The sequence below is a fragment of the Nonomuraea fuscirosea genome (assembly GCF_003001935.1).
GTDB lineage: Bacteria > Actinomycetota > Actinomycetes > Streptosporangiales > Streptosporangiaceae > Nonomuraea > Nonomuraea fuscirosea.
In genome coordinates, this window is record NZ_PVNG01000012.1 from 103,158 (window position 1) to 125,057 (window position 21,900).

A 21,900-nucleotide genomic window follows, 5' to 3' on the forward strand; every position below is an offset into this window, starting at 1 on the left:
TGCCGTGACGCAGGGATGCCGTGCCGCACGGATGTCAGGGGGGCTCGGTGACAGCTGTGCTGTGCTGCGCCGTTGCGGTGGCGCGTGGAGTGCGATGGCGCCGTGTGGGCCGCGCAGGAATCAGCGGCATGGTGGGGTGGACACGGTCGGACTCTCACGAGGCTTACCGTTGCGGCTGGCGGGGTGCCGGACATGCCCGTGTGGGGGGAGTGCCGTGCCATGCCCGCACTGGTGTCGTCTGCGGTGGGGGCGCTGCCATCGCGTCGGGCCGACGCGTCCGTGGTGCGGACGCGCCCTGCCGTGCCAGGCCCGCCGTGGTGCTGGCGGCTGCTGGGGTGTCGTCGGTGGGCTGGAGCAACATGACGGTGGGCGTTCGGGTGGGCGATGGGGCGTGGGCGTTGCTGGGGGTGGAGGTCTGGTAGACGTTATGCGTGAGCCACTCCTCCGACGACGCCCTCCTGCCGCTCGAAGCCGTGCGGCCCGCGACGTCGGCGAAGGACACCAAAGGGGCGCCTGTCCCGGCTCCGGAGGACCCCGTGGCGCGGGTCGCCGTGGACAGTCCGCTGCCGCACCTCGACCGGCTCTTCGACTACCTGATCCCCGCATCACTGCATGAGACGGCTCAGCCGGGTGTGCGGGTGCGGGTGCGGTTCGCGGGCAAGCTCGTGGACGGGTTCCTGCTGGAACGAGTGGCGGCGAGTGAGCACGAGGGCAAGCTCACTCCACTCGAACGGGTGGTGTCGCCCGAGCAGGTGCTCACCCCCGAGATCGCCGGCCTGGCCAGGGCGGTCGCCGACCGATACGCGGGCACCCTGACCGACGTCCTGCGCCTGGCCGTGCCACCCCGCCACGCCAAGGCGGAGGCAGAGGGCCTGAAGGAGGCGGAGGTCTCCAAGGGGACGGGGGTCCCCCAAGTTGCGGGGGTCTCCAAGGCGAGAATTTCCAAGGAGGCGGGGGTCCCCAAGGAGGCGGGGGTCCCCAAGGAGGCGGGGGTCCCCCAGGTTGCGGGAGTCCCCGAGAAGGCAGGGGTTCGCAAGGAGGCGGAGGTTCGCAAGGAGGCGGGACTGCCCGATCGGCCGGAGCCCGCGACGCCGCAAGCAACGACGCCGCACGCGGTGACGCCGGGATCGGCCACCCCGGAATCCGCTGTCCCGGGATCGGCCACTCCAGGATCCGCCACTCCAGGATCCGCCACGCCGGCATCGGCCACCCCGGGATCGGCTGTCTCGGGAGAGGCCACCCGGGAGTCCGCCACCCCGGGATCGGCCACCCCGGAATCCGCTGTCCCGGGAGCGACCACCCCGGGATCGGCCGTCCTGGGAGAGGCCACCCGGGAGTCCGCTACCCCGGGATCCGCTACCCCGGGATCAGGTGTCCCGGGATCAGGTGTCCCGGGATCAGGTGTCCCGGGATCAGGTGTCCCGGGATCAGCCATCCCGAAGGCCGTGGGCCAGGTGGGCGAGGGCAAGGCGGCGGGGGCTTCGCAGGCGGAGGGGTCTGCGCTTGAACGGGTGGTTTCCTCCGGAGCCGGGTCCTCCGAGGTCGGGTCCACTCAAGCCGCGTCTCCCGAGCCTTCCCGTAAGCCGGCCGGTGGTAAGGCGGGTCGGGTCGGGGAGGTGGCGGCGGAGGCGAGTGCGTGGGATGCGTATCCGGCGGGGGCCTCGTTTCTCGGGGCGTTGCGGGACGGGCGGGCACCCCGGGCGGTGTGGTCGGCGTTGCCCGGTGCGAAGGGCTGGGCGGGGGCCGTGGCCGAGGCTGTGCGGGCCACGCTGGACGGTGGCAGGGGAGCGGTCGTCGTGGTTCCCGACGGCAAGGACGTGGCGCTGGCCGACGCCGCGTTCGCCCGCCTGCTCGGCCCCGGCAGGCACGTGGCGCTGACGGCCGACCTGGGGCCCGCGGAGCGGTACCGGCGGTGGCTGAAGGTGCTGAGAGGTCAGGTGCGCGCCGTCGTGGGCACCAGGGCCGCCATGTTCGCCCCCGTCACAGGGCTCGGCCTGGTCGCCATCTGGGACGACGGCGACGACCTGCACGCCGAGCGCCTGGCCCCCTACCCGCACGCCCGCGAGGTGCTCGGCCTGCGCGCACACAGGGCGGGGGCGGGGATGCTGATCGGCGGCTACGCGCGTACCGCCGAGGCCACCCAACTCGTCGCCGGCGGCTGGGCCAGGCCGATCGTGGCCGCCCGTACGACGATCAGGAGCCTGGCCCCGCGCGTGCACCCGGCCGGCGAGGACGCCGAGCTGGCCAAGGACCAGGCGGCCAGGCAGGCCCGGCTGCCGAGCATCGCCTGGCGGGCCCTGCGTCACGGGCTGGAGAGCGGCCCCGTGCTCGTCCAGGTGCCCAGGCGCGGCTATCTGCCCTCCCTGGCCTGCCAGCACTGCCGTACCCCGGCCCGCTGCGCCCTGCCCCCCACCAAGACGGCCGTGCGGGAGCCCCAGGCCGAGGTGCCGCTGGCCGAGCCGGCCCCGCTGTGCCACGGCCCGCTCGCGCTGAGAGGCGGCCACGCGGCGCCGTACTGCCGCTGGTGCGGCCGGGTGGACGCCGACTGGCGCTGCGCCTCCTGCGGCAGCCCGCGGCTGCGCGCGGTGGTCACGGGGGCCAGGCGCACGGCGGAGGAGCTGGGCCGGGCCTTCCCGTCCGTGCCGGTCCGCACGTCCGGCCGTGACGGCGTGCTGGCCACCGTGCCGGGCACCCGCGCGCTCGTCGTGTCCACCCCCGGCGCGGAGCCGGTGGCGGACGGCGGCTACGCGGCGGCCGTGCTGCTCGACGGATGGGCGCTGCTCGGGCGGGCCGACCTGCGGGCGGGGGAGGAGACCGTGCGCAGGTGGATGAACGCCGCCGCCCTCCTGCGCCCCGCCGCCGAGCTGGTGGTGCTCGGTGACGCCGCGCTGCCCGCCGTACAGGCGCTGCTGCGGTGGGATCCGGTCACCCACGCCGAGCGCGAACTCGGCGACCGCGCCGAGCTGGGCTTCCCGCCGGCGGTGCGGATGGCCACGCTCACCGGCGTGGCGAGCGCGGTCAGGCAGATGCTCGACGAGGTACGCCTGCCCGCCGACGCCCAGGTCCTCGGCCCCGTGCCGGTGGACGAGGCCGGCCAGGAACGCGCCATGATCCGGGTACGCCGGGCGGGAGGCGCCGCGCTGGCCGCCGCGCTCAAAGGGGCCAGTGGGGTGCGTGCGGCGCGTAAGACGCCTGATGTCGTGAGGGTGAGTGTCGACCCACTCGACCTGATTTAGACCGTTTCCCCGATTCGCTCATCCCGTGGGTAGCCGTTAGCGTGCCCCTGTGTCGATCGAATGGGTGAACCAGGCCATCGACGACCTGCGTGCTTGGGGGCGGGCGCGGGAAGTCGAAGTGGACGCGGACGAGGTCCGCCTGCTCTGCGACTACGCCAGCGACTACCTCAACGTCAACGAACTGGGCGATTTCACTCCCGAGACCTTCGACGAGCTGCTGCTGTCCATCTACCCGCGCAAGGTCATCGCCCCGCCGGAGAGCGCGCCCGAGACCGTCGCCGCCGCCCGTACCCTCGTCGACCACCTCAGCGAGGCGGGCCACGTGAGCGCGGCCACCGTGGCGCTGATGCGCGAGCGGCTCGACGACATCGCCACCCGCATGCCCGGCGCCCTCGCCGACGAGGCGAACTTCGGCATGGCCAAGAGCCTGTTCAGCTCCATCGGCCCGGAATCGCTCGAGCAGTCGGTGGCCATCCCCTCGGGCGAGCTGCCCGACCTGGGCGAGGCGCCCTGCGACTGCCCCGGCTGCACCCCGCTGCCCGCCGTCCGGCTGGCCGGGCCCGACGAGCTGCGCGCCGCGCTGGCGGGCGTCCCGATGCTGGCCGTGGAGCCGCTGCCCGGCGGCGACGACCCGCTCGACGCCTGGGCGGCGCGTGTCGCCCGCCTGCTCGAACAGGACAACGCCGGCGCCGTCACCGGCTCGGCGGAGCTCGACGAGAGCCTCTACGACCTGTTCGACATGCTCTATCGCCTCCAGGTACGGGTGCCCGTCACCGTGGTCGGCGACTACCTCGACGAGATCGCCGGCGACGGCGGCGCCGACCTGGACGCCGTGCTCGGCAGGCTGGAGTGGAGCGGCATGCTCCAGGTCTCCGGCGACACCGCGGAGCTCACGCCGCTGGGCGTCTGGGCGCTGCGCGAGCACTACCTCTCCCTCGGCGTCGAGGCTCCCCAGGCCCCCGACCTGGCCGAGGCCGACGCGCGCGAGCTCATCGAAGGACTGCTCGAAGGCGTGCCGACCGAGCTGGCCGAGGCCGACATCGACCGCTGGCTGTCCGGCCGGGTGCCGGGGGAGGCCGCCGCCGAGCTGCTCGCCGCCGCCTCCGGCGCGCCCGCCGTGGCCCGCGGCATCGCCATCACCATCGTCGACCGGCTCGGCGCGGAGGCCGAGGCCCAGATCCGCGACTACCTGGAGGACCAGGAGCTGCGGCCGCACGCCATCCACTGGCTGGCCGCGCGGGGCCTGCCCGCGCCGCAGCTCACCCAGGAGGAGCTGCTCTGGGTCAGCGTCGACATGCTGGCGCTGGCGATGCCCGCGGCCCAGGAGGAGCCGGAGATCTTCGCCGAGAACATGGCGGCCTCCGGTCCTCCCGCTCATCTCATCGAGGAGATGTGGCGGGTCGACCATCCCGACGTCGTCGACGTACTCGAACTGCTCGGACGCTCGATCACCGACGGCACGGTGGCCAAGGCGGCGCGTAAGGCCGCGTTCAAAGCCCGCTCCCGCGCCATCCGTTGAGTACGCTCATGTGACCGGTGTGCAGTAAGTTTCGTGGGTGGCAAACAATGTCTTCGACCTCGCCGAGCTGCGCAAGCTGATCGATGAGCAGGCCGCCGTGCCGCCACGGCCCCCTGAGGAGACTCCCGTGGAGCACGAGGCGCTGACGTTCCCGCCGGTCCTCCTCGCCCCCGACGCGGAGCTGGCCAAGGCGGTGCCCGCGGTGCCGCTCGTCGCCGACGCGATCAGGCTCACCACCTGGACGGGCAACCGCCAGGTCAGCCAGGAGGGGCACCTGAGCGAGGCCGACGCGGCCGCCGCGGCAGACGACCTCGGCCTGCCTGCGGCGCGGCTGCGCCTCATCTGGATCGTCGCCGTCAACACCGGGCTGCTGCAGATCCTCGGCGGGCGGGCCTCGCGCGGGCCGCTGTCGATGCAGCTCACGGTGGAGGCCACGCTGGAGTTCTGGGACGGCGTGGTGATGGACGTCCTCGACCGCGCCGACGAGGGGCTGACCGGCTCGGCCGTGGTGGACGGCCACCTGGCCGAGATGCTGGCCACGATCTACTCCGTGCGCTCCGGCGTGGCCACCGCCAACCTCGCGCGGGGCATCCTGCAGTCCCATGAGGTCGCCTGCGCGCCCGGCCCGGTCGAGATGCGCAGGATCGCCGCCGCGCTGCCCGCGGAGCTCCTGGAGGCGCTGTCGCTGCTGACCTACTGCGGCCTGGTCGAGCAGACCCCGGCCGGCCGCACCGCGCTCACCCCGCTCGGCGTCTGGGCCGTCCGCCGCGACCTGCTGCGCGAGGGGCACGACGCGCCGACCGCGGCCGAGGTGGAGGTGTTCGCCGACCTGTCCGCGGCCGAGCTGGTGGAGGCGCTGGTCAAGGGCAGCGCCACGCAGAGCGCGGTGGCCGGGTGGCTGGAGCGCCGCGCGCCCGAGTCGGCCGCCCGCGACCTGATCGAGATCGCCAAGTCCGGCACGGCCGGCCAGCGCGGCGCCGTCGGCGCCATCCTGGAGGAGCTCGGCCCCGAGGCCGAGGCCCCCGTCCGGGAGGCGCTCGACCATCCCCTGATGCGCCGCTACGCCGCCTCCTGGCTGCACATCCGCGACCTGCCCGCCCCCACGCTCAGCTCCGACGACCACACCTGGATCGCGGTCGACTCCCTGGCGGCGCTCATGCACCTGTCGGCGCCCGCCGCCGGCCGGCTCGACCCGCCCGAGCCGGGCGAAGACCTGATCAAGCTGGTACGCGAGATGCCCGCGGTCGGCCATCCCGACACGATCGCCGTCCTCGACATGCTGGCCACGGCCCACGACGACCAGGCCGTGGTGAAGGCCGCGCGCAAGGCCGCGATGAAGGCCCGTTCGCTGGCCCACACCCGCTCGCGGACGGCGGGCCAGGGCCGGTAGCGGGGTCCGTGCCTGCACTAAACTGACCTGGTCCCGCGTACCGAGAAACGGAGTGACCCCTTGGCGATCCAGCCCATCCGGCTGTTCGGAGACCCGGTGCTGCGCACCCCGGCGACCCCCGTCGCCGACTTCGACAAGGAGCTCCGCAAGCTGGTCAAAGACCTCACCGACACGATGATGGACGCACCGGGCGCCGGCCTCGCCGCGCCGCAGATCGGCGTCGGGCTGCGCGTGTTCACCTACTACGTCGACGACCAGGTCGGTCACCTGATCAACCCCGACCTCGACCTGTCCGACGAGTGCGACGAGGAGGGCGAGGAGGGCTGCCTGTCCTTCCCCGGCCTGTCGTTCCCGACGCCGCGCGCCGTCCGCGCCGTGGCCAAGGGCTTCAACATGCACGGCGAGCCCGTCATGCTGGAGGGCACCGACCTGATGGCCCGGTGCTTCCAGCACGAGACCGACCACCTCGACGGCATCCTGTTCATCGACCGGATGGACCCCAAGCAGCGCAAGCTGGCCATGAAGGCCGTGCGCGAGGCGGAGTGGAGCGGCCTGGCCGCCCCCGTGATCAGGATGTCGCCCCACGCCACCGGCGGAAAGGCACTCTGACAGCATGCGCCTGGTCTTCGCGGGCACGCCCGAGACGGCGCTGCCGTCGCTGCGCACCCTGATCGACTCGCCCCGGCACGACGTCGTGGCCGTCGTCACCCGCCCCGACGCCCAGTCGGGCCGGGGGCGCAAGGTCCACCCGTCGCCGGTGGCCGAGCTCGCCGAGGAAGCGGGCATCGAGGTGCTGCGCCCGCAGAAGGCCGGCGACCCGGCCTTCCTCGACCGGCTGCGGGCCCTCGCGCCCGACTGCTGCCCCGTCGTGGCCTACGGCGCGCTGCTGCCGCAGGTGGCGCTCGACATTCCCCGGCACGGCTGGATCAACCTGCACTTCTCGCTCCTGCCCGCCTGGCGTGGAGCGGCCCCCGTGCAGCACGCCATCCTGCACGGCGACGAGATCACCGGGGCGAGCACGTTCCAGATCGTCAAAGAGCTGGACGCCGGGCCCGTCTACGGCGTGGTGACCGAGGAGATCCGTGCCTCCGACACCAGCGGGACGCTGCTGGAGCGGCTGTCGGTCTCCGGGGCCGGGCTGCTCGCCGCCACCCTCGACGGCGTCGAGGACGGCACCCTGGAGGCCAGGCCGCAGCCGGCCGACGGCGTCACCATCGCGCCCAAGATCTCCGTCGCGGACGCCCGCGTCGACTGGACCAAGCCCGCCATGCACGTCGACCGGCTGATCCGGGCCTGCACGCCCGGCCCGGGAGCGTGGACGGAGTTCCGCGGCCAGCGGGTGAAGCTGGGGGCGGCGCGGGTGGCCGAGGGCGAGCGCCCGGCGCCGGGAGAGATCGTCGCCACCAAGACGAGCGTGCTGGTCGGCACCGCCACCGACGCGCTGCTGCTGGGCGAGGTGCAACCGCAGGGCAAACGGCAGATGCAGGCCGGCGAGTGGGCCCGCGGGGTCCGCCCGGAGGCCAAGGAGAGCTTCACGTGACCGAGCCCGCCGCCTCCTGCCCCAAGCGGGCCGCACACGTACGACCGACCGCCCGTCCGGGCCTGGATGAGAGTTCGACGGGATGAAGACCAGGGGGCACCAGGGATCCGGCGGCCGGGGCGACGGCTCGGGCCGCGGCAGGAGCGGTGGATCGGGTGGCGGCCGGGGCGGCGGCGACCGCTCGGGAGGGCCGCGCAGGCCCGCCCGCGACCCGGCCCGCAACGCCGCCTACGACGTCGTACGCGCCGTCGACGAGCGGGACGCGTACGCCAACCTGCTTCTGCCACGTCTCCTGCGCGAGCGCGGCATCAAGGGGCGCGACGCCGCGCTGGCGACCGAGCTCGCCTACGGGACCCTGCGCGGGCTCGGCACCTACGACGCCGTCATCGAGATGTGCAGCGACCGTGAGCCCGACCCCGACGTGCGCGACGCGCTGCGGCTCGGCGCCCACCAGCTGCTGCGCATGCGCGTCCCGCCGCACGCCGCCGTCGGCACCACCGTTGATCTCGTACGCCTGCGCATCGGTCAGGGAGCGGCCAAGTTCGTCAACGCGGTGCTGCGCAAGATCGGGTCGAGGACGATCGAGGAATGGGTGCCCATCGTCGCGCCCGACCCGGCCGCCGACCCCGTCGGTCACCTCGCCGTCGCCCACGGCCATCCCCGGTGGATCGTCTCCGCCTTCCGCGACGCGCTCGGGCCGGGTGGGGGGCGCACCGACGAGCTCGCCGACCTGCTCGCCGCCGACAACGCCAGGCCTCTGGTGACGCTCGTGGCGCGGCCGGGGCGCAGCTCGGTGGAGGAGCTCGAAGAGACGGGCGCCCTGCCGGGCCGCTACTCCCCGTACGCCGCCTACCTGCGCGAGGGCGACCCCGGGCAGATCGAGGCGGTGGCCGAGACGCGCGCCGCCGTCCAGGACGAGGCCAGCCAGCTGGTGGCGCTCGCCCTGACCCGGGTGCCGCTCGACGGCGACGGGGACGAGGTGTGGCTCGACATGTGCGCGGGGCCCGGAGGCAAGGCCGGGCTCCTGGACGCCATCGCCGTCCACGGCGACCTGGCCGGCCTGGACAGCGAATCCCGCCGCGCCGGTGCCGCTCGTACGGTGGACGGGGCCGGCGGGGGCTCGGACGTGGACTCCGGTACGGGCGTGAGCTCGGGTTCGGGCGTGGAGTCCGGTACGGGCGTGAGCTCGGGTTCTGGCGTGGACTCCGGTACGGAAGTGAGTTCGGGTTCGGGCGTGGAACCGGGTTCGGGCGTCGGCACAGGCTCGGGCATCGGTACAGGTTCGGGTGTCGGTACGGGCTCGGGTGTCGGTAGGGCCTCAGGCTCGGAGCCGGGCTCGGGTTCGGCTGAGGCGTTTCCCGGTGGGGCGCGGGTGCTGGCCGCCGACGTGCAGTATCACCGGGCGCGGCTGGTGTGGGAGACGACCAGGGACGCGACGGTCGTCACGGCCGACGGCACGGAGCCCGCGTGGCGGCCCGGCGTGTTCGACCGGGTCATGCTCGACGCGCCCTGCACCGGGCTGGGCGCGCTGCGGCGGCGACCGGAGGCGCGCTGGCGTCGCGACCCCGCCGGCATCGCCGAGCTGGGCAAACTGCAGCGGAGCCTGCTCCGGACGGCACTCGACGCGGTACGTCCAGGAGGCGTCGTCGCCTACGTCACCTGCTCCCCGCACCTGGCCGAGACCCGGGTCGTGATCGGCGACGTGCTGGCCCGCAGGGACGACGTCGAACAGCTCGACGCCCGCGCCTACCTGCCCGAGGTGGACGGGCTCGGCGACGGTCCGCACGCCCAGTTCTGGCCCCACCGCCACGGCACCGACGCCATGTTCCTGTCCCTCCTGCGCAAGCGCCCCTGACCCCCGCCCCTGGAGCTTCGGCCTCTGGCTGCCTGTGCTGGGGTGTGGGGGAGCGCGGGTGCCGTGTGTCTCAGTGGCTCGGGGGCGTCGGGGCGTGTGGTCTGGTGTGGGGGGTGGGGGTGTGGTCCGATCGACGGCGTGGATCTCCTCGACGACCTGCACATGGCGGAGCTGGGGCCGATCATCTGGCTGCAGGGCCTGCCCGACGCCGTACGCCCAGTGCTGGCGTCGGTGTCGGTGTTCGGCACGGACACGTTCTTCCTGCTCTGCCTGCCGGTGCTCTACTGGTGCGTCAGCCCGGCGCTGGGTCTCCGGCTCGGTTTCGTGGTGCTGCTGGCCGCCGCCACGAACGTGATCGGCAAGCTGGCCCTGCACCAGCCCAGGCCGTACTGGATCGACGCCAGGGTCCAGCCGCTGTCGGCCGAGGGAGCGTTCGGGCTGCCGTCGGGGCACGCCCAGAACGGCACCGCGGGCCTGGGCCGGCTCGCCGCCGCGGTGGGCCGGCCGTGGGCGTGGTGGGCGGCGGGGGCGCTGATCGCGCTGGTGTGCCTGAGCAGGGTGTACCTGGGCGTGCACTTCATCTCCGACGTGGTCGCCGGGGTGCTCCTGGGGCTGGTCGTGCTGCTCGTGGCGAACCGGCTGGAGCGGCCCGCCACGCGCTGGTGGCGGGGCCTTCCGCTGTGGGCGCAGCTCGTCGCCTCGGCGGGCCTGTCGGCCGCGCTGATCGGCGCCGCCGCGCTGGCCGGCTCGCCGTACGCCGGATGGGTCGTGCCGAGCAGCTGGAGCTCGGCCGGGACGATCGATCCCGAGAGCCTGGAGCCGATCGTCATCATGGCGGGCGTGCTGCTGGGCACGCTGGCCGGCACCTCGATCATGTACCGGCTCGGCTGGTTCGACGCGGGCGGTCCGCTGCGGTTGCGCGCCGCCCGCTGGGCTCTCGGCACGGTCGTGGCGGTGGCCATCTGGTACGCCGGACGCGAACTGCTGCCGGGCGGTGCGGTGACGACGTACGCCGGATACGTGCTGCTGGCCCTGTGGGTGCAGGTGGGCGCACCCGTGCTGTTCATCAGGCTCGGGCTCATGTCGCGAGCCGCCCGGGAGCAGGCCGTCCGCTGAGACGGTCCCACGAGGCCGGTCGAGGCGGTGCGGTTGCGGGCGGACGGCCAGGGCGGCCCGGGGCGTGGACGAGCGACCAGAGCAGCCGGGGCAGTGCGGGCGTGGGCGGCCAGGAGACCTGGAGGTGTCAATAGACTGGGCCATCATGGCCGTACAGATCTCGCCCAGCATCCTCGCCGCCGACTTCGCCAGGCTCGCCGACGAGGCCGCCGCCGTGCCGAATGCCGACTGGCTGCACGTCGACGTCATGGACTACCACTTCGTGCCCAACCTGACCCTCGGGCTGCCCGTGGTCGAGGCGCTGCGCAAGGCGACCGACACGCCGCTCGACTGCCACCTCATGATCGCCGACCCCGACCGCTGGGCGCCGCAGTACGCGGAGGCGGGGGCGGGCAGCGTGACGATCCACGCGGAGGCGGCCAAGGCGCCGATCCGTACGCTGCGGGAGATCCGCTCCCTCGGCGCCAGGGCCGGTCTCGCGCTCAGCCCGGCCACCCCCGTGGAGCCGTACGAGGACCTGCTGGGCGAGGTCGACATGCTGCTGCTGATGACCGTGGAGCCGGGGTTCGGCGGGCAGAAGTTCCTCGACGTGGTGCTGCCGAAGATCCGGCGGGCGCGTGAGCTCATCGGCCGGCACGGCGGCAGGGTCTGGCTGCAGGTCGACGGCGGTGTGGACGCCGGCACCATCGAGCGCTGCGCCTCGGCGGGCGCCGACGTGTTCGTCGCGGGCAGCGCCGTCTACGGGGCCTCCGACCCGGTGGCCGCGATCGACGAGCTCCGCGCCGCCGCCGTCCGCGCCACTTCGTGACACGCGGCGGTGGCACGAAGCCGTGACGTGCAGCCGTGACGTGCAGCCGTGACGTGGAGTGGTGGCACGAAGCGGTGAACGTGGAGCCGTGACGTGACGGCGGGGCCGGAAGGTGTGACATGAAGGGCCCGTCAGCTGGGTAACTCTTCACTTATGAGCGACCATGGCATCTTCGGGCCCCGCTCGGTGACGTGGCGGGTGATGGGTGAGCCGATCCTGCTGGTGGGCGGCTTCCGTGCGCTGCTGATGCAGGGGCTGCATCCGCGGGCGATGCGCGGCGTCCTGCAGAACTCCGCGCTCATGGATCCGCACGAGTCCTGGTCGCGGTTCGTCCGCACGACCGAGTTCGTCCGCGTGCGCACCTACGGCACCCTGGCCGAGGTCGAGCGCGCCGGCCGCCGCGTACGCAAGATCCACGCCAGCCTGACCGCCTACGACCCCGACACCGGCCGCACCTTCCGCCTCGACGAACCCGACGCGCTGCGGTGGGTGCACGTGGGCGAGGTCGACTCCTACCTGTCGGTGGCCCGCCGCGCCGGGGTGCGCCTGTCGGACGACGAGGCCGACACGTTCGTCGCCGAGTGGCGGCGGGCGGCCGAGGTGGTGGGCCTCGATCCGCAGGACGTGCCCGGCTCGGTCGGCGAGCTGCGCGACTACATCGACGCCGAACGTCCCGGGCTGCGCTTCGTGCCCGAGGCGGCCCATCCGCTGCGGCTGTCGCTCAACGCGCCGCTCCCGCGCCTGCTGACCCCGCTCAAGCCCGCCATGCCGGCGCTGACCCTGCTCGCGTTCGCCACGCTGCCGCGCTGGGCGCGCCGGCTCTACGGCCTGCCCGCGACACCGGTCGGCGACCTGTGGGCCACCGCGACGCTGCGTACGCTGCACACCGGGCTCGGCCTGGTCCCCGGGCAGGTGCGGTACAGCCCGGCGGCGCGGCGCGCGCACCGGATCATGGCTGCTTGAACGAGCGCTTGGTCAAACAGGCGGGGGCGGTCGCGCTTCCCGCGACGGGCATGGCAGACTGGATGGCGAAAGAGAGCTAGCGTGCTCCGGGGTCGGTGAAATTCCGAACCGGCGGTGACAGTCCGCGACCCGGCCGATGCCATCGGCCGGTTGACTCGGTGAAATTCCGGGACCGACGGTTAAAGTCCGGATGGGAGGAAGCGCGCGAGGTGTCCGGCGTCCCAGCCGGGCGCCTGCCGTGGTGCACGAGGTTGCGCCGCGGCGAGATCCCCCGGGGCCCGCCATGGCTTGGAGCTACTGGCGAGTAGGAGACCCCGGGTGGAGATACCCGCCGAAGACGTCGCCCCCATGGCGCGCGCCGTCGAGCTGGCCGGGCGCGGACACGGCACCACCAGCCCCAACCCCGTCGTGGGCTGCGTCGTGCTCGACTCCGCGGGCCAGGTCGCCGGAGAGGGCTTCCACGCGTACGCGGGCGGGCCCCACGCCGAGATCGTCGCGCTGGCGCAGGCCGGAGAGCGGGCCAAGGGCGGCACGGCCTACGTCACCCTCGAACCCTGCGACCACACCGGCCGCACCGGGCCGTGCAGCCGCGCCCTCCTCGACGCCGGAGTGGCCCGCGTGGTCATCGCCGTGCCCGATCCCACCCCCAAGGCCGCCGGCGGCGCGGCCCGGCTGCGCGCCCACGGCGTCGAGGTCACCTCCGGGGTGCTCGCCGAGCGGGCCGAGCGGGTCAACGAGGAGTGGCTGACGTACGCGCGGCTCGGCCGGCCCCACGTGACCTGGAAGTTCGCCGCGACCCTCGACGGCAGGTCGGCCGCCGAGGACGGCACCAGCCAGTGGATCACCTCCCCTGAGGCCAGGGCCGACGTGCACCGGCTGCGGGCCGCCGCCGACGCGATCGTCGCGGGCATCGGCACCGTCCTCGCCGACGACCCCCGCCTGACGGCCCGCCCCTCCACCCCCGGCGAGGGGCCCGCCGGCGTCTCCCGCGTCCCCGGCGTTCCAGGCATCCCCAGCGTTTCCGGCATTACCGACATCCAGGGCATCCAGGGCATCCCCAGCGTTCCCGGTCTCCCCGGTGATCGGGCGGGCGATCACCCCCGCGATCACCCCCGCGATCACCCGGGCAATCACCTGGGCGATCATCCAGGCCATCACGCGGGCGATCACCCCGGCCATCACCCCGGCCATCACGCGGGCGATCGCCCGCGGGTGCGGGTGCCGCTGCGGGTGGTGGTCGATCCCGACGGCAGGACACCCCCGTCCGCCCGGGTCCTCGACGGCCAGGCGCCCACCCTCGTCGCCGTCGCCGACGACGCCCGTACCGGCATCGAGACCGACCTGCTGCCCGCGCCAGGTCGCGCGGCCGCCCCGCCGCACGCGCCGGACCGCGAGGCAGGCGAGTCGTCCGCGCCGGGCCGTGAGAGCGGCGAGTCGTCCGCGCCGACCCACGAGGTCGATCTGGTACGCGTGCCGCGCCGCGGCGCCGGGCTGGACCTGGAGGCGCTGCTGCGGGAGCTGGCCGCGCGCGGCGTCGTGAGCGTCTTCCTGGAGGGCGGCCCGACGCTGGCCGGCTCGTTCGTCGGGCAGGGCCTGGTCGATCGGGTGGTGGCGTACGTGGCGCCGGCGCTGCTCGGCTCCGGGCGGGCGGCGCTCGGCGATGCCGGGGTCCGCACGATCGGCGAGTTGCCTCGCCTGACATTTGACGAAATTTCCCAGATAGGGCCGGACCTACGGCTGATCGCCCGGCCCAACCCCCAACCAGGCAGGGAGAAGTGATGTTCACCGGAATCATCGAGGAATTGGGCGAAGTGGTGGCGATCAGGCAGGAGGGCGGCGGAGCCCTGCTGTCGGTGCGCGGCCCGGTCGTCACCTCCGACGCGAAACACGGCGACTCGATCGCCGTCAACGGCGTGTGCCTCACGGTCGTGGAGGTCACGGGCGACGTGTTCACGGTGGACGTGATCAAGGAGTCGCTCGAACGCAGCTCACTCGGCGCCCTCACCGAGGGCTCCGCGGTGAACCTGGAGCGGGCCGTCCGCGCCGACCAGCGCCTCGGCGGCCACATCGTGCAGGGCCACGTGGACGGAACCGCCGTGCTGCTGTCGCGAGACCCCGGCGAGAGCTGGGACGACCTGCGCTTCTCCCTGTCGCCCGCGCTGGGCCGCTACGTCGCGGAGAAGGGCTCGATCGCGATCGACGGAATCAGCCTGACGGTCACCACGGTTGACGACGAAAGCTTCGGCGTGAGCCTCATCCCGACCACGCTGAAGCTCACCACCATGGCCGGACGCCAGGTGGGAGACATGGTGAACATCGAGGTCGACGTGATCGCGAAGTATGTGGAGAGGCTGGTGGTCAGGCAGTGAACTGGGCCGAGGCCGGATTCGAGATATTCGGCACCCATGTGCTCTGGACCGATCTGGTCGGCAACATCGCCGCCCTGTCGACGGTCCTGCTGGCCATGCGTAAGTCGATGTGGACGTGGCCGGTGCAGTTCACCGGCTCGGTGCTGCTGTTCATCGCCTCGATCAACGCGCACATCACCGGTAACGCGCTCAAGCAGGCGTTGTTCGCGGGGCTGGCGATCTACGGCTGGTGGGCGTGGCGGCGCGGCACCCAGGACGGCAGGAAGCTGGCCGTCAGGCCCGCCCCGGTGTGGGAGCGGCTGGTCATGATCGGCCTCATGGTGCTGGGCACCGTCGTGGTGGGGCTGCTGTTCTACGCGACCGGCCTGTCGTGGGGCGCGCACGAGCCGCTGCCGAAGGGCGCCTTCCTGGTGGCCGCCGACGCCTACATCTTCGTCGGCAGCGCGCTGGCCACCTGGGCGCAGGGCCGGGCGTTCGTGGACTTCTGGATCGTGTGGGTGGCCGTGGACCTGGTCGGGGTGCCGCTCGCGTTCAGCTCGGGCCTGGTGGTCTCCGGCTACGTGTACGGCATCTTCTTCGTTCTGGTGCTGGTCGGGTTCGTGAAATGGCTGCGCGAATACCGTTCCGCGCGGCCGGTGGAAGCGGAAGTGGCGGTGGCACAGTGAGCGGCATCACGCTCGACCCGATCGAGCGCGCGATCGAGGACATCCGGGCCGGCAAGCCCGTGGTGGTCGTCGACGACGAGAACAGGGAGAACGAGGGCGACCTCATCTTCGCCGCGGCCAAGGCCACGCCCGAGCTGTGCACGTTCACGATCAGGCACACCAGCGGCATGATCTGCGTGGCCATGGACGGCAAGGAGCTCGACCGGCTCGGCCTGCCGCTCATGGTGTTCCACAACAAGGAACGCATGCGCACGGCGTACACGATCACCGTGGACGCCCGCGACGGCGTCACCACGGGCATCTCGGCGGCCGACCGGGCCAGGACGATCCGCACGCTCGCCGACTCGGCCACCGAGCCCAACGAGCTCGTCCGCCCGGGACACGTCTTCCCGCTGCGTTACCACGAGGGCGGCGTGCTGGCCCGGCGCGGTCACACCGAGGCGGCCGTCGACCTGGCCCGGCTGGCCGGGCTGTCGTCGGCGGGGGCGCTGGCCGAGGTCGTCAACGACGACGGCACCATGGCCCGGCTGCCCGAGCTGCGCCGCTTCGCCGACGAGCACGATCTCGCGCTGGTGTCCATCGAGCAGCTCGTCGACTACCGGCGGCGGGCCGAGAGCATGGTGACACGGGTCGCCGAGACGCGGCTGCCGAACGCGTACGGGATGTGGCGGGCCTTCGGCTACGCCAGCGCGCTCGACGGCGGCGAGCACGTGGCGCTCGTCTTCGGCGACCTGGCCGGCGGCGAGAACATCCTGGTCAGGGCCCACTCCGAATGCCTGACCGGTGACGTGTTCGGCTCGCTGCGCTGCGACTGCGGGGTGCAGCTCGACCACGCCATGTCCGCCATCGCCCAGGAGGGCCGGGGCGTGATCGTCTACCTGCGCGGCCACGAGGGGCGCGGCATCGGGCTGCTGGCCAAACTGCGCGCCTACAGTCTCCAGGACAACGGCAGCGACACCGTCGACGCCAACGTGGAGCTGGGGCTGCCGGTGGACGCGCGCGAGTTCTCCAACGCGGGCCAGATCCTGGCCGACCTCGGCGTCAAGTCGGTACGGCTGCTGACCAACAACCCGGCCAAGCTCAAGGGCATGGACGGCTACGGCATCAAGGTCCTCGGCCGCGAGCCCATGCCCGTGGCGATGAACCCGTACAACGAGCGTTACCTCAGGGCCAAGCGCGACCGCCTCGGCCACGACATCTCGGAGGCGTCGTGAGTCGGGCCCGCGCCGGGCACGTCGGGCACAGCAGTCACGACCGGCCGCGGCCGGTGAAGGAGGAGGCATGAGCGGGGAAGGACGGCCGGGCGCCACGGCGCCCGACGCGTCGGGGCTGACGGTGGGCGTGGTGGCGGCGAGCTGGCACGCCAAGATCACCGACCAGCTGGTGTCACGCGCGGTGCAGGCGTGCGCCGACAGCGGCGCGACGGCGACGGTCGTACGCGTGCCGGGCTCGCTGGAGATCCCGGTGGTCGCCCAGGCGCTGGCCCGCCGCTGCGACGCGGTGGTGGCGCTGGGCGCGGTCATCCGCGGCGAGACCGCCCACTTCGACTACGTCTGCGACTCGGTGACCTCCGGCCTGACCCGGATCTCGCTCGACGAACGGACACCGGTCGGCAACGGCGTGCTCACCTGCGAGACGATGGACCAGGCACTCGACCGCTCGGGCCTGCCGGGCAGCAAGGAGGACAAGGGGTACGAGTCGGCCGTCGCCGCTCTCGAGACCGCCCTCCTCCTCAGGGACCTGGCCTGAGTTACGGTAGGTTTCCCTCGTGTCAGAGCCCGTGTCCCCGCCGCCCCTGCCCGTCACCTGGCGCCCGCGCCGGGGACGCGTCGTCGCCTACGGCTTCGCCGTCGTGATCGTGCTGGGGGCGGTGGTGATGGCGGTCTTCATCGCGCGGCCGTTCCAGCTGCCCGACCGGGTGGCGATCGTGGCGTTCGGGTGCGCGGTGGCGTACGTGCTCCATCTGCTGGGCCGGGTGCGCGTGGAGGCCGACGAGAAGGGCCTGACGATCGTCAACGCCGTGCGCACCCACCGCTACACGTGGCCGGAGGCGCTGGAGGTGACGATGGTGGTGGGTGATCCGTGGCCGCGGATCGACTTCTCCGACGGCCACACCGTCGGCGCCATGGGCATCCAGGGCTCGGAGAAGGAGCGCGCCCGCCAAGCCCTGGCCGAGCTGAGGGCCCTGATCCGCGAGCGCGGGGAGGCGCACGAGGAAAGGCCCTGATCCGCGAGCGCGGGGAGGCGCACGAGGAAAGGCCCTGATCCGCAAGCGCCAGGGGGATCGGGGTTCCGGTCCGTGCGGCTAGCCCGGCTCGGGGAAGAGCTCGTCCACCGTGTCGACGGTGAGGATGCGGATGAGCAGGTGCTGCAGGTGATCGAGGTCCTCGCAGGAGAAGATGGCCTCGTGCTCCTCCCGGCTGATCCACAGGAAACGGGTCTGCAGGGCGACGTCGATCGCCCGCCGCGCCGCGGTTATCTTGCTCTGCTGCCTGGCCTCATGGGACACGGGTCTGTCCCAGGGTTCGGGCGTACTGAGCTGCATCAGCATCAATCCTCACCGATTTTCCGTACGGGCCGGCGGCTCGACGCCGAGATCGGGGCGGCGGAGCGTCTCCATCGGCATTGCCTGGGCAAGGCTCGGGGGCATGCCTTGTCGTCCTCTCGTTCGGTGAGCAGAAGCTTACAGTTCGTGACGGTCGCTCCGGGTGAATACGCGGGTGAATATCGCGGAGGCCGGGTGGGGACGTAGCCTGAAGGGGTGCTGCGGCGGACAATCAGGGCAATGGACATCGAGTCGCCGGACAAGCTCATCGAGCTGCTCGACCGGCACGCCTATCTGGCCGACGAGGGCCTGGCCACGGCGGCCTTCCTGGCGTTGCGCATGGGACGGCCGCTCTTCCTCGAAGGCGAGGCGGGGGTCGGGAAGACGGAGCTGGCCAAGACCCTCGCCGCGCTGCTGGACGCGCCGCTGATCAGACTCCAGTGCTATGAGGGGCTGGACGCGGCCCAGGCCCTGTACGACTGGGACTTCGCCCGCCAGCTCCTCCACCTCAAGGCCGCCGAGGCGGCCGGGGTCACCGACGTGGCCAGGCTGGAGGGCGAGATCTACGACCGCCGCTTCCTCATCGCCAGGCCGCTGCTGAAGGCCGTCGAGACGCAGCCCAGCGTGCTGCTCGTGGACGAGATCGACCGGGCCGACGACGAGTTCGAGGCGTTCCTGCTGGAGGTGCTCTCCGACTTCACCATCTCCATCCCCGAGCTGGGCACGGTGAAGGCGAGCACGCCGCCGGTCGTCGTGGTCACCTCCAACAGGACCCGCGAGGTGCACGACGCACTCAAGCGCCGCTGCCTCTACCACTGGCTGGAGCACCCGGGCTTCGACCGCGAGGTCGCCATCCTGCTGCGCCGCCTGCCCGAGTGCACCGAGACGCTGGCGGCGCAGGTGGCGCGGGCGGCCGAACGGCTGCGCCGGGCCGACCTGGTCAAGCCGCCGGGGGTGGCCGAGACGCTCGACTGGACCGAGGCGCTGCTGACGCTGGGCGCCAAGGAGCTCGACCCCGGCCGGGCCGCCGCCACGCTCGGCGCGGCGCTGAAATACCGGGAGGACGTCGCGGCGGTGCTCGGCAACGGGCTGCTCTCCCATGAATGAGCTGGCCGCCACCATGACGGGGTTCGCCAGGACGCTGCGCGCGGCGGGCGTCGCGGCCGATCAAGAGCGGACCCAGAACCTGCTGCGCGCCCTCGACCACCTCGACGTGGACGATCCCGGCGAGGTCTACTGGGCCGGGCGGCTGACGCTGTGCGCCACGCCCGACGACCTGCCCCGCTACGACCGCTGCTTCGCCGCCTACTTCGGCGGGCAACGGGCGGCGCCGGCGCGGACGACGGTCACGAGCGTCACCCGGCACCTGGCCGCGCGCGACGGCGACGGCGAGGCGGGCGAGGACGACGGCACCACGGCCCCCGCGACCGCCAGCCGGATGGAGGTGCTCCGCCACCGTGACGTGGCCCGGCTGAGCGAGGCCGAACGGGCCGAGGTGCACCGGATGCTGGCCATGCTGAAGGGCGGCCGGGCCCGGCGGCGCTCGCGCCGCTTCGAGAGCGCCCACCGAGGCGGCCTGGACCAGCGCAGGACGATCCGCGACGCGCTCAGGAAGGGCGAGGTGGCCAGGCTCCGCCGCCGCAGGCACACCTCCAGGCCGCGCACGGTCGTGCTGCTGGTGGACGTCAGCGGCTCGATGGCCCCGTACGCCGAGACATTGCTGCGCTTCGCCCACGCGCTGGTCAGGAGCGAGCCCAGGGCCACCAGGGTCTACTCGGTCGGCACCCGGCTCACCCCGATCACGGCCGAGCTGCGCCACCGCGACCCGGGCACCGCGCTGAACGAGGCGTCCAAGGTGATCCCCGACTGGAGCGGCGGCACCCGGCTGGGCGCGGAACTCAAGGAATTCCTCACCCGTTACAGCGCCAGGGGCGCGATCGCGGTGATCGCCTCGGACGGGTGGGAACGCGGCGATCCCGAGCTGCTGGGCACCCAGATGGCCCGGCTGGCCCGGCAGGCGTACCGGGTGATCTGGGTCAACCCGCACAAGGGATACGCGGACTACCAGCCGCTCACCGGCGGCATGCGCGCCGCCCTGCCCCACCTCGACGACCTGGTGGCCGGGCACAGCCTGGCCGCCTACGAGCGACTCAGCGAAAGGCTCGCCCATGCGTGACGTGCTGCCGGAGATCATGAAGTGGTGGCGGTCGGGGCTCAAGTTCGGCCTGGCCACCGTGGTGGGCACGTGGAGCAGCGCGCCCAGGCAGCCGGGGGCGGCCATGGCGGTGCGGGGTGACGAGGTGGTCGGCAGCGTGTCCGGCGGTTGCGTCGAGGGCGCGGTGTTCGAGCTGGCCGCCGAGGTCGACACCCCTGTCCTGCAGCGGTACGGGGTGAGCGACGACGACGCGTTCGCCGTCGGCCTGACCTGCGGCGGCATCATCGACATCCTCGTCGAGCCCGTCTCGCTGGAGACCTTCCCCGAGCTGGGGGAGATCGCCGCGTCGGTGGAGGCGCACCAGCCGGTCGCGGTGGCCACGATCGTCTCCGGCCCCGGCCAGGTGGGCGCGCGCCGGATCATCTGGACCGACCGCTCGGCGGGCACGCTGGGCCTGGACCGTCTCGACGAGGCCGTGGACGACGACGCCCGCGGCATGCTCGCCCAGGGCCTGACCGGCCTGCGCCACTACGGGGGGCAGGGGGAGCGGCGGCTGGACGACCTGGCGGTGTTCGTGCACTCGTTCGCGCCGCCGCCGCGGATGCTGGTGTTCGGGGCGATCGACTTCGCCGCCGGGGTGGCCAGGGTGGGCAAGTTCCTCGGCTACCACGTCACCGTGTGCGACGCGCGGCCGGTCTTCGCCACCGCCAAGCGGTTCCCCGACGCCGACGAGGTCGTGGTCAAGTGGCCGCACGACTACCTGGCCTCCGTGCAGGTGGACGAGCGCACGGTCATCTGCGTGCTGACCCACGACCCCAAGTTCGACGTGCCGCTGCTGGAGGTGGCGCTGCGCACCGGCGCGGGTTACGTGGGCGCGATGGGCTCCCGCCGCACCCACGAGGACCGTCTCGAACGGCTGCGCGAGTCCGGCCTGACCGAGGCCGAGCTGGCCAGGCTGCGCTCGCCCATCGGCCTCGACCTCGGCGCGCGTACGCCAGAGGAGACGGCCGTGTCCATCGCCGCCGAGCTCATCCAGCTGCGCTGGGGCGGCTCAGGACGCCCGCTGTCGGTGACGGAGGGGCGCATCCACCACGAGAAGCAGCCCGAGCTCCGGCCCGGCGCCGGGCCCGAGACGCCGTGAGGACCGGCGGGGTCGCGGGGCTGCTGCTGGCCGCCGGCGAGGGCACCCGGCTGGGCCGGCCGAAGGCGCTGGTCGAGTTCGGTGGCGAGCGGCTGGTGGAGCGCGGCGTGCGGCTGCTGGACGAGGGCGGCTGCCATCCGGTCGTGGTCGTGCTCGGCGCGGCCACGGTGCAGGTACGCGGGGCGGTCACGGTGCGCAACCCGGACTGGGCCTCCGGCATGGGCTCCTCCCTGCGGCTGGGGCTGGCCGCGCTGCCGGAGGGGGCGGAGTCGGTGGTGGTGGCGCTGGTGGACCAGCCGCTGATCGGGCCGGGCGCGGTCCGCGCGCTGATCGCCTCGGGGGCCGGGCTGGCGGTCGCGACCTACGGCGGCCGGCGCAGGAACCCGGTGCTGATCGCCAGGGAGCACTTCGCCGAGGTGTCCGCGCTGGCTGTGGGGGACGTGGGAGCGCGGCCGTTCATGAAGGCGCATCCCGAGCTGGTCACCGAGGTGGCGTGCGATGAGCACGGCGACCCCGCCGACATCGACACCCCGCAGGACCTGGACCGCCTGCGGCTCAAGGCCGGCCGCCCGGGGGCGGCGCTCACCTAGCCGGACGC

20 protein-coding genes and 1 riboswitch are annotated in these 21,900 nt (G+C 73.2%); of the genes, 19 read left to right on the forward strand and 1 reads right to left on the reverse strand.

Going from position 1 to position 21,900, the window contains the following annotated elements; genetic code table 11:
* The first annotated feature begins 431 nt into the window (after window positions 1-431).
* The 15 genes from B0I32_RS60065 to B0I32_RS27140 all read left to right on the forward strand — a co-directional run bounded on the left by B0I32_RS60065 (window position 432) and on the right by B0I32_RS27140 (window position 17,688).
* Complete coding sequence (locus B0I32_RS60065; RefSeq protein WP_425438114.1) at window positions 432-3,236, forward strand: primosomal protein N'; 2,805 nt, start codon at window positions 432-434, stop codon at window positions 3,234-3,236.
* A gap of 49 nt (window positions 3,237-3,285) precedes the next feature.
* Complete coding sequence (locus tag B0I32_RS27065; protein WP_106244550.1) at window positions 3,286-4,755, forward strand: hypothetical protein; 1,470 nt, start codon at window positions 3,286-3,288, stop codon at window positions 4,753-4,755.
* A 37-nt stretch (window positions 4,756-4,792) separates the two neighbouring features.
* Complete coding sequence (locus B0I32_RS27070) at window positions 4,793-6,145, forward strand: hypothetical protein (protein ID WP_106244552.1); 1,353 nt, start codon at window positions 4,793-4,795, stop codon at window positions 6,143-6,145.
* Window positions 6,146-6,205: 60 nt separating this feature from the next.
* Window positions 6,206-6,754: a peptide deformylase gene (gene def, locus B0I32_RS27075; protein WP_106244554.1), complete on the forward strand. Its 549-nt coding sequence runs from the start codon at window positions 6,206-6,208 to the stop codon at window positions 6,752-6,754.
* 4 nt (window positions 6,755-6,758) lie between these two features.
* Window positions 6,759-7,685 (forward strand): methionyl-tRNA formyltransferase, encoded by a 927-nt coding sequence (gene fmt, locus B0I32_RS27080; RefSeq protein ID WP_106244555.1) that lies wholly within the window; start codon window positions 6,759-6,761, stop codon window positions 7,683-7,685.
* A gap of 82 nt (window positions 7,686-7,767) precedes the next feature.
* A complete protein-coding gene (locus B0I32_RS60070) occupies window positions 7,768-9,540 on the forward strand; it encodes an RsmB/NOP family class I SAM-dependent RNA methyltransferase (RefSeq protein WP_245956053.1) in 1,773 nt (590 codons plus the stop codon).
* 138 nt (window positions 9,541-9,678) lie between these two features.
* Window positions 9,679-10,656, forward strand: a complete 978-nt coding sequence (locus B0I32_RS27095; protein WP_106244557.1) for a phosphatase PAP2 family protein — start codon at window positions 9,679-9,681, stop codon at window positions 10,654-10,656.
* A 145-nt stretch (window positions 10,657-10,801) separates the two neighbouring features.
* Complete coding sequence (gene rpe / locus B0I32_RS27100; RefSeq protein ID WP_106244558.1) at window positions 10,802-11,464, forward strand: ribulose-phosphate 3-epimerase; 663 nt, start codon at window positions 10,802-10,804, stop codon at window positions 11,462-11,464.
* Between the two features lie 153 nt (window positions 11,465-11,617).
* Window positions 11,618-12,427: an oxygenase MpaB family protein gene (locus tag B0I32_RS27105; protein ID WP_106244560.1), complete on the forward strand. Its 810-nt coding sequence runs from the start codon at window positions 11,618-11,620 to the stop codon at window positions 12,425-12,427.
* Window positions 12,428-12,504: 77 nt separating this feature from the next.
* A riboswitch (FMN riboswitch) is annotated at window positions 12,505-12,635 on the forward strand.
* A 110-nt stretch (window positions 12,636-12,745) separates the two neighbouring features.
* Window positions 12,746-14,206 carry a bifunctional diaminohydroxyphosphoribosylaminopyrimidine deaminase/5-amino-6-(5-phosphoribosylamino)uracil reductase RibD gene (ribD, locus tag B0I32_RS60075; RefSeq protein ID WP_245956054.1) on the forward strand — a complete coding sequence of 487 codons (1,461 nt, stop codon included), beginning with the start codon at window positions 12,746-12,748 and terminating at the stop codon, window positions 14,204-14,206.
* Window positions 14,206-14,796, forward strand: coding sequence for a riboflavin synthase (locus tag B0I32_RS27120; protein ID WP_106244562.1), 591 nt, complete (start codon window positions 14,206-14,208; stop codon window positions 14,794-14,796). Before ribD ends, B0I32_RS27120 begins: the two co-directional genes overlap by 1 nt.
* Window positions 14,793-15,461 carry a nicotinamide mononucleotide transporter family protein gene (locus B0I32_RS27125; RefSeq protein WP_106244563.1) on the forward strand — a complete coding sequence of 223 codons (669 nt, stop codon included), beginning with the start codon at window positions 14,793-14,795 and terminating at the stop codon, window positions 15,459-15,461. The genes B0I32_RS27120 and B0I32_RS27125 overlap by 4 nt, the downstream gene beginning before the upstream one ends.
* On the forward strand, window positions 15,458-16,675 hold the full coding sequence (locus B0I32_RS27130) for a bifunctional 3,4-dihydroxy-2-butanone-4-phosphate synthase/GTP cyclohydrolase II (protein ID WP_181307827.1): 1,218 nt from the start codon (window positions 15,458-15,460) through the stop codon (window positions 16,673-16,675). Before B0I32_RS27125 ends, B0I32_RS27130 begins: the two co-directional genes overlap by 4 nt.
* 67 nt (window positions 16,676-16,742) lie before the next feature.
* Window positions 16,743-17,210: a 6,7-dimethyl-8-ribityllumazine synthase gene (ribH, locus tag B0I32_RS27135; protein ID WP_106244567.1), complete on the forward strand. Its 468-nt coding sequence runs from the start codon at window positions 16,743-16,745 to the stop codon at window positions 17,208-17,210.
* Between the two features lie 19 nt (window positions 17,211-17,229).
* A complete protein-coding gene (locus tag B0I32_RS27140) occupies window positions 17,230-17,688 on the forward strand; it encodes a PH domain-containing protein (protein WP_245956055.1) in 459 nt (152 codons plus the stop codon).
* A 78-nt stretch (window positions 17,689-17,766) separates the two neighbouring features.
* Here the strand turns inward: B0I32_RS27140 and B0I32_RS27145 are convergent, their stop codons facing one another.
* The gene (locus B0I32_RS27145; protein ID WP_146178333.1) at window positions 17,767-18,006 is read right to left on the reverse strand and encodes a hypothetical protein; all 240 of its coding nucleotides are present in this window, start codon (window positions 18,004-18,006) and stop codon (window positions 17,767-17,769) included.
* Between the two features lie 240 nt (window positions 18,007-18,246).
* On the opposite strand from B0I32_RS27145, the gene B0I32_RS27150 reads away from it, so the two are divergent.
* The 4 genes from B0I32_RS27150 to B0I32_RS27165 are packed head-to-tail and all read left to right on the forward strand — an operon-like array spanning window position 18,247 to window position 21,892.
* Window positions 18,247-19,113 carry an AAA family ATPase gene (locus B0I32_RS27150; RefSeq protein WP_106244570.1) on the forward strand — a complete coding sequence of 289 codons (867 nt, stop codon included), beginning with the start codon at window positions 18,247-18,249 and terminating at the stop codon, window positions 19,111-19,113.
* On the forward strand, window positions 19,106-20,182 hold the full coding sequence (locus B0I32_RS27155; RefSeq protein WP_106244571.1) for a vWA domain-containing protein: 1,077 nt from the start codon (window positions 19,106-19,108) through the stop codon (window positions 20,180-20,182). The genes B0I32_RS27150 and B0I32_RS27155 overlap by 8 nt, the downstream gene beginning before the upstream one ends.
* Window positions 20,175-21,302, forward strand: coding sequence for an XdhC family protein (locus B0I32_RS27160; protein WP_106244573.1), 1,128 nt, complete (start codon window positions 20,175-20,177; stop codon window positions 21,300-21,302). Before B0I32_RS27155 ends, B0I32_RS27160 begins: the two co-directional genes overlap by 8 nt.
* Window positions 21,299-21,892: a nucleotidyltransferase family protein gene (locus B0I32_RS27165; protein WP_106244575.1), complete on the forward strand. Its 594-nt coding sequence runs from the start codon at window positions 21,299-21,301 to the stop codon at window positions 21,890-21,892. Before B0I32_RS27160 ends, B0I32_RS27165 begins: the two co-directional genes overlap by 4 nt.
* The last annotated feature ends 8 nt before the right edge of the window (window positions 21,893-21,900 follow it).

Coding starts and splice junctions, on each gene's coding strand:
- fmt (WP_106244555.1), top strand. CDS start 6,759: ATGCGCCTGGTCTTCGCGGGCACGCCCGAGACGGCGCTGCCGTCGCTG.
- B0I32_RS60070 (WP_245956053.1), top strand. CDS start 7,768: ATGAAGACCAGGGGGCACCAGGGATCCGGCGGCCGGGGCGACGGCTCG.
- rpe (WP_106244558.1), top strand. CDS start 10,802: ATGGCCGTACAGATCTCGCCCAGCATCCTCGCCGCCGACTTCGCCAGG.
- B0I32_RS27105 (WP_106244560.1), top strand. CDS start 11,618: ATGAGCGACCATGGCATCTTCGGGCCCCGCTCGGTGACGTGGCGGGTG.
- B0I32_RS27120 (WP_106244562.1), top strand. CDS start 14,206: ATGTTCACCGGAATCATCGAGGAATTGGGCGAAGTGGTGGCGATCAGG.
- ribH (WP_106244567.1), top strand. CDS start 16,743: ATGAGCGGGGAAGGACGGCCGGGCGCCACGGCGCCCGACGCGTCGGGG.
- B0I32_RS27145 (WP_146178333.1), bottom strand. CDS start 18,006: ATGCAGCTCAGTACGCCCGAACCCTGGGACAGACCCGTGTCCCATGAG.
- B0I32_RS27150 (WP_106244570.1), top strand. CDS start 18,247: ATGGACATCGAGTCGCCGGACAAGCTCATCGAGCTGCTCGACCGGCAC.
- B0I32_RS27155 (WP_106244571.1), top strand. CDS start 19,106: ATGAATGAGCTGGCCGCCACCATGACGGGGTTCGCCAGGACGCTGCGC.
- B0I32_RS27160 (WP_106244573.1), top strand. CDS start 20,175: ATGCGTGACGTGCTGCCGGAGATCATGAAGTGGTGGCGGTCGGGGCTC.